This window comes from Bradyrhizobium sp., assembly GCF_017881085.1.
Classification (GTDB): Bacteria; Pseudomonadota; Alphaproteobacteria; order Rhizobiales; family Xanthobacteraceae; genus Bradyrhizobium.
Genome location: NZ_JADGRI010000174.1, coordinates 1 through 11,262 on the forward strand (window position 1 = coordinate 1; position 11,262 = coordinate 11,262).

An 11,262-nucleotide genomic window follows, 5' to 3' on the forward strand; every position below is an offset into this window, starting at 1 on the left:
GGACGGGGTCTTGAACTTGTAGAGTTCCTTGCCCGTCTTGGCGTCGACCGCCTTCAGATAGCCTTCGAGCGTGCCGTAGAACACCACGCCGCCGGCCGTTGCCAACGCGCCGCCCCACGCGGAGAACTGCTCCTTGTTGGACCACACGATCTTGCCCGTCTTGCCGTCCCAGGCGATGAAATTACCCATGTGGGTGTCGCCCTTGGGCGGATACATCGCCACGGCCGCACCGACATAAGCCTGACCGGCGGTGTAGGACACCTTGTAGGGCTCATAATCCATGCAGACATGGTTGGTCGGGACGTAGAACAACTGCGTGTCCGGGCTGTAGGCCGCCGGTTGCTCGTCCTTGGTGCCAAGCGCCGCCGGGCAGATGCCCTTCGAGTTGGTGTCTTCACCGTTGTGCTGCGTCGAATAGGCGTCGACGACCAGGGGACGGCCGTAGGTCTTGGACGATTTGTCCATGTCGACCTTGGTGGCCCAGTTCACCACCGGATCGAACTTTTCCGCGACCAGCAATTCGCCGGTGGCCCGATCGAGCGTGTAGCCGAAGCCGTTACGGTCGAAATGGGTGAGCAGCTTCCTCGGCGTGCCGTTGATCGCCTGATCGGTAAGGATCATTTCATTGACGCCGTCGAAGTCCCACTCGTCGTGCGGGGTCATCTGGTAGACCCATTTCACCGCGCCGGTATCGAGGTCGCGCGCCCAGATCGACATCGACCAGCGGTTATCGCCGGGGCGTTGCACCGGGTTCCAGGTCGAGGGGTTGCCTGAACCGTAATAGACCAGGTTCAGCGCGGGATCGTAGGAGTACCAGCCCCAGGTGGCGCCGCCGCCGATCTTCCACTGATCGCCCTGCCAGGTGGAGGTCGACGAATCCGGCCCGACCGGCTTGCCCAGCGAAGTCGTCTTGACGGGATCGATCAGCGTGTCGGCGTCCGGTCCTTCCGAGAAGCCGCGCCAGACCAGCTTGCCGTCCTTGATGTTGTAGGCGCTGACCCAGCCGCGAACGCCGAATTCGCCGCCGGAAACGCCCACCAGGACCTTGTCCTTGAACACGAACGGAGCGTCCGTGCCGGACTGGCCCTTGCCGGCTTCGCCGTCCATCACCGACCAGACCTTTGCGCCGGTCTTGGCGTCGAGCGCCACCAGCGTGGTATCGGCCTGATGCAGGAAGATCTTGCCGTCCGCGTAAGCGACGCCGCGATTGACGGTGTCGCAGCACATGATCGGGATCACGTTGGGATCCTGCCGCGGTTCATATTTCCAGAGGATCTTGCCGTCATTGTTCAGATCCAGCGCATAAACCGTGTTTGGAAACGGCGTGTGCACATACATCGTATCGCCGATCACCAGCGGGCCGCCTTCGTGACCGCGAAGCACGCCGGTTGAAAACGTCCAGGCGACCTGCAGCTTGCCGGCGTTGGTTGCGTTGATCTGATTGAGCTTGGAAAAGCGCGTATTGGCGTCGTCGCCTTGCTGCATCACCCATTGCTTGGGATCCTTGGCAAGCTTATCCAACGCCTCGTCGGCGCGCGACGCCGATACCTGTATCGCAATGAGGCCAAGACCGGTAGCGAGTAGCACTTTGCGCATCGTGAATCCTCCCAGTTGTTAGCAAAGGGTTCCGTAAAAACGGTCCACTTCTTCAGCATTCTTGGTTGCTACCCCTACTCGGTTCGGAAACAGGAAACTTGCCCAAGAGGGAAGTGCGTTTGCGCGAAAGCGAAACACAACGAACTTTTTAGCCGTGAAGCTGGCGGCGCGCTTTCATGCTGCAATGCGTCAGCCGTTTTGGCCTCCACTCCGTCGGCCCGTACCGCGCGATCCATTGGTTGAGGAGGTTCCCCTTGACGGCGCTGTAACTAAGTCGGAGGATTATCAAATGGATGGCAGGAGACGCGCTGCTCAAACCGCAATGACCGCCTTCAATTGAGGTAAAAGTCGCTCCATCATGACTCGCGCCTCTCGGGGCAAGCGGTCATGTTTTGATCTCGAATCGGTGGCTGGATGATGTCCGACACGGTCCGCTCACTTAAAACTTCCGGATTGACGCCGAAGAAGCAGATCCAATGTTGGTCAGATACACTGACCGATCTTTGCGGCCCGTTCGACATCGATCCGCTGCAGGCGTCGTCATTCGAAGGTCAGATCAACTACACGACGGTTTCGAAGCTAAAGCTCTGTCAGATCGAGGCGAGCCAGCATCGGCTTGCGTATACCGCCGCGCGCGCCAAACCGGGCGATCATCCGTTCGTGAAAATACATTTTCAGACTTACGGGATCTCGCATTTCGAGCAGGGTGGCCGCCGCATCGAGCTGATGCCCGGCGACTGTCTCGCTTACGATGTATCCTGTCCGCACACGATAGTCAGCCCGACGCTGACGCGACACGAGGTTGTCATCGTGCCGAAGGTACTGCTGCAGGAACGCGGCTTCCGCCTGGAGAAGATGTCGGCATGCAAGCTCTCGGCGCGCACCGGCACCGGCCGGATCGCCTATAACTTTGTCCATGCCGCGTTCGACGAAGCGACCAAGCTGTCGCCGAACAACGCGATCGGGGTGGCTGATTCGCTGATCGACATCCTGCTGTTGCCGCTTCGCGACTCCGACGGGATGTTCAATCGTGTCGGGCCCGAGGCGATGTATGTCCGGGCGCAGTTCTTCATCCGCGAACATCTGCGCGACCCGGATCTTTCGATCGACCAGATATCGGCGGCACTGAACTGCACCAAGCGCTACCTGCACATGTTGTTCAGCGACAGGGGTACCACCATCAGCGACTATATCCAGCACGCAAGGTTGCAGAATTGCCGTCAGGAGCTGGAGAGCCAGGCCGGAAAAACCATCACGGACGTGGCATTTTCGTGGGGCTTTTCGAGTTCATCACACTTCAGCCGCGTGTTCCGGAGGTATTTCGGGGTTGTTCCGTCCGCGATTCACAAAGCGCAGCACGGCGGTCTGTCCCCGAACTTTCCTTGCGAATAGAATTTCCGCTTCGGCGCGACGAGCAGACATTTGCCTTGCTGGCGCGTGCCCTCCCCATCAAGGCCCGGGCGCGCCAACTCAAGGGGACGTTTGAATTGACGGCGTGGTATCGGGACGCCCGAGCCTGCCGCGGCTCGACGCAAGAATTGCCGTCGAGCCGCGATCGTTTCGATGCGGGTCTATTTGCGCGCTGCGCAGGCGTACATGTTGATTTCCATGCCAACCGGCACTTCGACAATTTTAGGGGTCTTCCAGATCATTCCATCCTCCCAAGAAGTTTGGCGCGAATTCCACGCCGGAGTAGAACCTAGGACCACGCCCGACACCGCGCAAGTGCGGAAGATCAAGCGTCGAACCCTTGCGGGCCAGCCTTAACGGCCGATATTTCTCTCCTGGATAAAACGATTTCTCTCTTGGACAAGATCCAGCAGCCGTTGGTCAATCGACATCCAAGTGCCCCCCTTCATCGGCTTCCAATCTTGAACTCTTTGAGCGGGATCTGGCGGTAGTGCTCGGCTCGTCGGAGTTCGCCGCGATTGCGGAGATGCCTCTCGCAGAATTTGGTTCCGGACCGATAAGCTCGCTGCGTGTTGCTTTGAAGGTTTTGGTGCCGTGCGATCTAAGACTCTTGCGACAACATCCGCCGTTGCCGGAACTGAAAGAACGGGTTCACCAGATGGAATACGGACCCGCCGATGGCGATCGCCAGTCGGGCAGGCGATCGCGTGGCGCGTAACTGAACTCGGCGGCCGGATTGCGTCGCCGGATCTTGATGCCTCCTTGCGGCTGGCCGCTCAGGAGCACCACGAAATCGGTGCCTTTGCCAGTTTCGGCGCTCAATGCTTCGTCGGTAATGATAAGAGAAGACCGCGGCGCTATCCCGGCGATACGATCCAATGCGTCCTGCGGAATCACTATCCGGTCGAGCGCGCCCTTTGCACTGTCGGTATCGGTCAGCGTGGGCTCGACGTCTCGGCCATGGGCCCCGCGCGCACGGCGTTGCGACTCGGGCACGTCGCCGTGCGGACGTCCGCCCTCCAATGAGACGACGCTCCATCGCATATTGGTCTCGCCGCCAATCCGGTCCATGGCGGTGAAGATATGCGTGCCAATCGGGCGATCGGCATCCCGGATCGTCACCGGACTCTCCAGGATGGGCTCAAAGCCTTGCCGGACATAAAGCCGCTGGGTCTTGCGGCTGATCAACACCGATACCGGCTCGAGCTCGCGCGTCACCTGGCGCGCCGCCTCGGCTGCCGCGATCCGCTCCGCCTCTGCGACGACGACGGCTGCCCGCGTGGTCGTGACGGCGTCGAGCTTCGGTTGCAGCTCCGCCTTCGCGGCGGCCAATTGCGCCTGCAACTCGGCGATCCCTGCGGCGGCCTGTTCCCTTGCTTCGGTCGGGATTGCGGAACCCGGCGCAGTCTCGGCAGCCGCCAATTGCGCCTCGGCTCTTCGTATCTGATTTTCCGCCACGCGCACCGGCACCATGGCCTGCACGGACTCGCGGAAGGCCATCCCGGCGGTGCGTTTCGCCTGATCCGCCTTCCTGGACGCCTCATCCGCCTCCGCGGTACGGGCGGCGGCCAAGGCGCCCGCACCGGGCTTCGGCCGCAACAAACCCGGATGGGTGATCTCAACGGGCGCCACATCGGTTGGTGCCACGATCACCCGCAAGCCCATCCGTGTCACGTCGAACAGGCGCGCCGCGAAGTCGAAGGGCATCCGGACGCAGCCGTGGGACGCCGGATATCCCGGCAGCTGTCCGCCATGGAGGGCGATGCCCGACCAGGTGATGCGTTGCATGTGGGGCATGAAGGCATCGTCGTAGATGTTCGAGTAGTGGTCGGCTTCCTTTTGGATGACGCTGAAGACCCCGGCGGGCGTCTCGCGCCCCTTCTGGCCGCTCGACACGGGCGCCCGGAGGATCCAGCCATTGGCGTCATAGACGGTGATCCGCTGGTTCTGCAGCGAAACGATCGCCAAAATCGGCTCGCCGGGTGGGCGCGACTCGATCGACTCGACCGGGCGCTCGCTCCGGCGCTCGGAGGCTGCGACATAATCTCCGGCGGCGATCAGTGTGGTCAGACCCGCGATCGCGAGATGCGCGAGCCGCCGCCTTGTCTTCCGGCACTTCGAGTTCACAAACCGAAACCTCATCAAATCGGGCCTACCCCGACCTGTACTCGGCAAAATCATAACGCCATTAAGTCGAACCTGCCAAATTGGAACTTCACGGATTCGGTTTTACTCGTAATAACGGACATCCATCGAAAGCGTTTGGGGCATCGTTTGGCTAAGGGGTGATTTGCCCGTCGGGTTGTTTTGCAAGGGCCGTGTCCAGGCTCTTTTTCAAAAATTTTTCCCCTTTTCGTTTCGCGCAAATCAGTTTCATAGATTCCGCCGTCCACCCCACAGAGGGGCGTATCGCGATCGTCACGGACGCGGGGCTGGATGCGATGGACGCTGATGGTGCGACTGACGAGAGCACCGGCTGCGGACGGCGAAGTCGTGTGGTCCTGATGCCCCGACGCTGGCATCAAGTTCTCGAGAAGCAAGCTTCTCAGGGATGACGGTGGCAAGAAAGCCCGGTCACCGAGGAGAGCGCGAAGTAAGTCGTAAAACCATTGCGCGGGGAATGCCGGGTGATTCCGGTGTGACCTGACTAACGCGTGTGCTCTCTACCAATACCTCTGCACACGCGGCTATCGGGCGCATCGGGCGCCCGGCATTCCCTGCGCCCTCCGATCGAAGAGGGCGGGAGTTGACAGCAAAACTCGCGCGAAACGCGCGGCGAGATCGCGAAGTCGTGTTTGCAAACACGCGCTGTTTGAAATCCGAATCCGAAGCAGTCAACGCGAAACGCACCACACCTGCATCGTCCCTGCGAAAAGCAGGGACCCATAACCAGAGGTCTTTGTTGGAGCGGGAGCCGTCAGCCACCGTGCGAAAAACGCGAGTCCGCGGCATGTGGATCGCCGCGTTCGCGGGGACGACGACGTTGAGGGATTACGCGCCAAACGTCTCGATACAATTCCGCACCCTACTGTCCCGGCAATTTCCCCACGCTGATCTCGATCGCCGCAAAATAGGCCGCGAGATCCTCGATGTCCTTGTCGGACAGCGACGGCGCGACCACGCTCATCGCATCGCTCTTTCGCGCGCCGGTCTTGAACGCCTGCAGCTGCGTGACGAGGTAGGGCTCGATCTGGCCCGCGATGTTCGGCGCATCGGGGGTTTTCGACAGGCCGTCGAGGCCGTGACAGGCCTGGCACATCATCGCCTTGGCGCGCCCGGCCTTGACGTCGCCGGCCTGGCTCACGCTGCCGCCGGCGAGCAGAAGACAGGCCGGCACGAGCAGTTGGACGGCAAGCATGGCCGTCCTGGAAAACGAGGATATCACTCTGGACCTCACGGAGTTCGGACGGACGATGGAAAACGGGATGGCCCCCGACTCGGAGGGCCATCCCGGACGTCATGATGTCACTTGCCGTCGTACCAGATGCGATACAGCGCGCCGACCAGGTCGTCGGAGACGAGCAGCGAGCCGTCGGGAAGCTGCGCTACATCGACCGGGCGGCCGAGGTAATAGCCGTTGTCGTTCCAGCCTTCGGCGAACGGTTCGGATTTCCCGGCGGCGTGACCGTCCTCCTTGACGAACGTCACCATCACCCGGGCGCCGACCGGCACGGTCCGGTTCCACGAGCCGTGCTGCGCCGAGAAGATCGCGCCCTGATACTTCTTCGGGAACATGCTGCCGGTGTAGAACATCAGGCCAAGGTCCGCGGCGTGGGCGACTTGTTCCACTTCGGGGAAGATCACGTTGGCCGGCGGCGTATCGGCCTTGTATTCGTTGGTGCGGGTATGGCCGCCGCCGTACCACGGGAAGCCGAAGTCCTGACCTATCGCGGTGATGCGATTCATCTCGCCGGGAGGAATGTCGTCACCCATGCCGTCGACCTGATTGTCGTTGGTCCAGAGCGACTTGTCCTTCGGGTTGAAGTCCATGCCGACCGGGTTGCGCAATCCGATGGCGTAGGTTTCGCGATTCTTGCCGTCGCGGTCCATGCGGATGATGCCGCCGATGCCGAGCTTGCGGTAGGTGTCGACCTTGTCCTTGGCAGGCACGTTGTAGGGCTGCCCGAGCTGGATATAGAGCTTGTTGTCCGGCCCCACCCGGCAGGTTCGCGCGGTGTGGTTATAGCTCTCGTCCCCTTTGGGAATCAGCTCCCCTTCCGGGACCACCGCGCCGGCGACGACATCGGGGCTTTCATAGAAGAATTCGGCTGCGGCATATTCCAGCACCCGGTTCTGCTCGGCGATGTAGAGGAAGCCGTCCTTCGAGAAGCAGACCCCGTTGGGGATCTTCTTCGGCAGGGTCGGGGCGAATTCCTTGACCTCGTCGCCCACCCCGCCGCGGGAGCGGTCGGTCACCACCCAGACTTTCGATTTGCGCGTGCCGACAAAGGTCGCGACGCCCTGCGGGCCGACCGCGATGTGGCGGGCGTCCGGCACCAGCGCGTACAGCGAGATGTGGAAGCCCGGCGGCAGTTTGACCTTGGTCAGGTTCTGCTTGACCTGATCGGCCTTCTGGCCGGTCTGCGGGACTTCAGGCCAGTCGCCGGCGGTGCCGGTCGGGTGCATTGCACCCAGCGTTTCGAGCGCGCTCGGCGGCGCGGGCTGAGCAGGCTGCGCTGCAACAGGCCAAGCGGCCAGCGACATGATCGCCGCCGTCGTCATTAAAGCAAACTTCATGGATGCCTCCCTGTGATGCCCCCAATTCTAACGGGCGAACACCCGCCGTCGGGGAGTGCCGATATAAATGCGCCGGTGATTGCGATTGTCAAATGGCAACCGTTGTATACCGTGGCCAATAACGGCGGCGGTGCGGCGCGCTCGCGCCGAATTTGTGGAACGCTGCCCACGATCGTTCGCCTGCGCGCTTCAATGTTTTCAAATGGGAAACACGCTGGCTTGCACCCTTCGAACGGCCGACATAGCCTTACGTTCGTTCGGCACTCGCGCCGTAACATTGGAGAAGTGAAAATGGCCTGGAAAGCACCGAAGATCGTTGAAGTCCCGGTTGGTATGGAAATCAACATGTACGCCTGCGCGGCGCGCAAGTAAGCCGCCTTGCAGTGATCTGCCCGGCTCCAGCGCGTCACTCTGTGCCGTTGCTGGAGCCGCGGCGAGGCAAGCGGGCCTTGCTTCAACTTTCCTTGCGTTATTTTTCCTTCACAAAGGCCGCAAAAGCCTCGGCATAATCCGGATGCCATCGCGACAGCGCGGGCCGGTTTTCGACGATGTCTGCCGCCGCCCACAGGATCCGCCGCTCGTCCAGCTTTCGCGATACGTCGTTATCCGGACAGAGAATATAAAAATCTCCGGCTGCTACCCGTTCGATCATGAAGTCGACGGTCTGTTCGGGCGTCCAGGCCCCGGCCGGCTTCTCGGTACGGCCTTTGGCAGTGAGGCCGGTAAAGACGAAGCCCGGAATGAAAAGATGGGCGCTGATCCGGCTGCCTTTCGCATTGCGCAATTCATGTTGCAGCGCCTCGGTAAAGGCCTTCACGCCCGCCTTCGCGACATTATAGGCGGGATCGCCGGGAGGGGTGGTGATGCCCTGCTTGGAGCCGGTGTTGATGATCAGCCCGGGGCGTCCGCGTTCGATCATGCGGGGTGCGAAGACCTGCGAGCCATGGATTACGCCCCAGAGATTGACGCCGAGAATGCGCTGCCAGTTTTGAATGGGACCGAACATCTGGCTGCCGGGCTGAATCCCGGCATTGTTCATAAGGACGTCGGCGCCGCCGAACTGTTTTCGAACCGCGGCCTCCAGAGCCTCTACATCCTCGATCCGGCTGACGTCGACCGCGCGCGCCATGATATCGGCGGCGCCGCGGGGCGCGACAGATGACAGTTTTGTTTCAGCCTCCGCGAGACGATCGCCCCCGAGATCGGCGATACACACCTTCATGCCGAGGCGGGCGAACCGCATCGCCGCGGCAAGGCCGATCCCGGACGCGCCGCCGGTGACGACGGCAACGTTGTTTGGCGACATGGCTGGATGGGTCACGAAGGTTCCTTCCGATGAGGTGCGTTGTGCGGCTCAGCAATCGAACTATGCCGATGGGATGTCCGTACCATGCACGAAACGGCATGGGAGGTCTTCGTTCGAAGCCCTCTGCAAACGCCGGGAGTATGGCGCTGCCAGCCCGCGTCTCCTTTGCGTTTCTCAGCGGCCCGCCGTTTTCCTCGGCCGCGCGATATCGCCCCGCAGCGCCAGAAGCTCCTTGCGGACGGCACTCGTCGCGGCGCGTTCGATTTTTCGGTATCGTGCGACAAGCGACGTGCCGAATGGTGTCAGTACCGCGCCGCCGCCGTTCTTGCCGCCGGTTTGGCGCTCGACGGCGGCATGCCTGCAGATGCGGTTGATCTCGTCCACCAGATCCCACGCGCGCTTGTACGACATGTCCATGGCGCGGCCCGCGGCCGAGATCGAGCCGCAGGCCCGGATATTTTCCAGGAGCTGGATTTTGCCGGGTCCGATGCGTCCCTCGGTATCAAGGTCGATACGAACACTGAGGGAAGGAAGCGGTTTCGCGCTGGATTTTGCCATGGAAAACTTGCTCTGATGGTCCGGGGCGGCAGATTGCCACTGAAGCCTTTTGCTAACAAGGCGAACCGGTTACACATCGATATCAACACATTGACGGGGCTGAAATGAATCTTCCTTCGCTGTTTTCACCATTGCAGGTCGGTCCCTGCCGGCTCAATCACCGGGTCGTGATGGCGCCGTTGACGCGGATGCGGGCGGAAAGGCCGAGCCTCGCGCCGCGGCCATTGAACGCGGAATATTATGCGCAACGCGCGACGCCGGGCGGATTGATCATCGCCGAAGCTTCGCCTGTCATGGCAGGCGGATTCGGCAATCCCGGCGTGCCCGGCATCTATTCGGAAGCGCAGATCAAGGGCTGGCGCAATGTCGTCGATGCGGTTCACGCCAAGGGCGGTTTCATCTTCTTGCAGCTCTGGCATGTCGGACGCGTCTCGCATTCCTCGTTCCAGCCGGGCGGATTGCTGCCGGTCGCGCCGTCGGCGGTGCCGATTGCGGCCGAGCTGAAGACGATGACCGCTGACGGAAAGCCCGCTTCTTATGAGACGCCGCGCGCGCTGGAGATCGCCGAGGTCGCCGGCATCGTCGAGGCATTTCGGCGGGCCGCGAGCAATGCGATGAAAGCCGGGTTCGACGGCGTCGAGATCCACGGCGCCAACGGCTATCTGATCGAGCAATTCCTGCAATCGCGCAGCAATCTGCGCACGGACCAATACGGCGGGTCGATCGAAAATCGCGCGCGGTTCTTGATGGAGATCACGCAGGCCGTGATCGGGGTGTGGGGCGCGAACCGCGTCGGCGTGCGCCTGTCGCCCTATGGCATCGCCAACGACTCCGGCGAAGCCGATCCGATGCCGCTTTATACCCATGTGGTTCAGGCGCTCAATCCGCTTGGCCTCGCCTATCTGCATTTCATCGAGCCGCGTTCGAGCGGCGCCGGCCGCGCCGAGGTCAATCACCAGAACGTGCCGTCGGCCATGGTGTTGTTCAGGCCGATCTGGAACGGGGTATTGATCACGGCCGGCGGTTTCACCGGCGAGACCGCGAACGCCGCGATCGCCGAAGGTCATGCCGACGCCATCGCGTTCGGCCGGATCTTCATTTCCAATCCGGACCTGCCGCGGCGCCTGCGCGAAGGATTCCCGCTGACGCCCTATGACCGCGCGACCTTCTATGGCGGCGAGGAGAAAGGCTATACCGATTATCCGCTCTATGGCGAACTGGAGCCGGCGTGAGGGAGTTACGATGTTCCCGGAAGAGCCAGAGGTCCCGAAGAAGCCGAAAGCGGTTGCGCCGGGCAAACCGGCCCAGGGTCGATGCCTGTGCGGCAGCGTCTGCTTCGAGATCGATGCGCCGGCGCGCTGGGCCTGGCACGATCATTCGGCCGCGAGCCGGCGCGCGCATGGTGCGGCCTATGCGACCTATGTCGGGAGCTGGCGCAAGCGCTTCCGGATCACCAAGGGCAACGCCGAGATCGTCCGCTACGAGGACAAGACGGCCAAAACCTTACGCAGCTTTTGCGCGCGCTGCGGCACGCATCTGATTTACGAACGCGCGCGGTCGCCGCACATGGTGAACATCCCCCGCGCGCTGTTTACCGGGCGCACCGGCCGGCAGCCGCTCTATCACATTGCGATCGAGGAGCTGCAGGAATGGGC

At 62.0% G+C, this 11,262-nt stretch carries 11 protein-coding genes; 4 read left to right on the forward strand and 7 right to left on the reverse strand.

Features of this window, described 5'->3' with window-relative positions:
- Nucleotides 1-1,596 (reverse strand): PQQ-dependent dehydrogenase, methanol/ethanol family (locus tag QZ213_RS16900; protein WP_291687231.1); only part of this gene is annotated, 1,596 nt, incomplete at its 3' end.
- A 417-nt stretch (nucleotides 1,597-2,013) separates the two neighbouring features.
- On the opposite strand from QZ213_RS16900, the gene QZ213_RS16905 reads away from it, so the two are divergent.
- The gene (locus QZ213_RS16905) at nucleotides 2,014-2,988 is read left to right on the forward strand and encodes a helix-turn-helix domain-containing protein (protein WP_291687232.1); all 975 of its coding nucleotides are present in this window, start codon (nucleotides 2,014-2,016) and stop codon (nucleotides 2,986-2,988) included.
- A gap of 179 nt (nucleotides 2,989-3,167) precedes the next feature.
- Here the strand turns inward: QZ213_RS16905 and pqqA (QZ213_RS16910) are convergent, their stop codons facing one another.
- From pqqA (QZ213_RS16910) to QZ213_RS16925, 4 genes are all read right to left on the reverse strand, one after another.
- Nucleotides 3,168-3,248, reverse strand: a complete 81-nt coding sequence (gene pqqA, locus QZ213_RS16910; protein WP_291687240.1) for a pyrroloquinoline quinone precursor peptide PqqA — start codon at nucleotides 3,246-3,248, stop codon at nucleotides 3,168-3,170.
- A gap of 409 nt (nucleotides 3,249-3,657) precedes the next feature.
- On the reverse strand, nucleotides 3,658-5,187 hold the full coding sequence (locus QZ213_RS16915; RefSeq protein WP_365885067.1) for a L,D-transpeptidase family protein: 1,530 nt from the start codon (nucleotides 5,185-5,187) through the stop codon (nucleotides 3,658-3,660).
- 844 nt (nucleotides 5,188-6,031) lie between these two features.
- A complete protein-coding gene (locus QZ213_RS16920) occupies nucleotides 6,032-6,364 on the reverse strand; it encodes a cytochrome c (protein WP_291687234.1) in 333 nt (110 codons plus the stop codon).
- 107 nt (nucleotides 6,365-6,471) lie between these two features.
- Nucleotides 6,472-7,743: a PQQ-dependent sugar dehydrogenase gene (locus tag QZ213_RS16925; protein WP_291687235.1), complete on the reverse strand. Its 1,272-nt coding sequence runs from the start codon at nucleotides 7,741-7,743 to the stop codon at nucleotides 6,472-6,474.
- A gap of 291 nt (nucleotides 7,744-8,034) precedes the next feature.
- Here QZ213_RS16925 and pqqA (QZ213_RS16930) point away from each other — a divergent pair, with 291 nt between their 5' ends.
- The gene (gene pqqA / locus QZ213_RS16930; protein WP_012029362.1) at nucleotides 8,035-8,115 is read left to right on the forward strand and encodes a pyrroloquinoline quinone precursor peptide PqqA; all 81 of its coding nucleotides are present in this window, start codon (nucleotides 8,035-8,037) and stop codon (nucleotides 8,113-8,115) included.
- Between the two features lie 97 nt (nucleotides 8,116-8,212).
- Here the strand turns inward: pqqA (QZ213_RS16930) and QZ213_RS16935 are convergent, their stop codons facing one another.
- Complete coding sequence (locus tag QZ213_RS16935) at nucleotides 8,213-9,064, reverse strand: SDR family NAD(P)-dependent oxidoreductase (RefSeq protein WP_291687236.1); 852 nt, start codon at nucleotides 9,062-9,064, stop codon at nucleotides 8,213-8,215.
- Nucleotides 9,065-9,223: 159 nt separating this feature from the next.
- A complete protein-coding gene (locus tag QZ213_RS16940) occupies nucleotides 9,224-9,607 on the reverse strand; it encodes a winged helix-turn-helix domain-containing protein (RefSeq protein WP_291687237.1) in 384 nt (127 codons plus the stop codon).
- Nucleotides 9,608-9,711: 104 nt separating this feature from the next.
- Between QZ213_RS16940 and QZ213_RS16945 the strand changes: the two genes are divergently transcribed.
- Both QZ213_RS16945 and QZ213_RS16950 read left to right on the forward strand, forming a co-directional pair.
- A complete protein-coding gene (locus QZ213_RS16945) occupies nucleotides 9,712-10,839 on the forward strand; it encodes an alkene reductase (RefSeq protein ID WP_291687238.1) in 1,128 nt (375 codons plus the stop codon).
- A 10-nt stretch (nucleotides 10,840-10,849) separates the two neighbouring features.
- Nucleotides 10,850-11,262 (forward strand): GFA family protein (locus QZ213_RS16950; protein WP_291687239.1); only part of this gene is annotated, 413 nt, incomplete at its 3' end.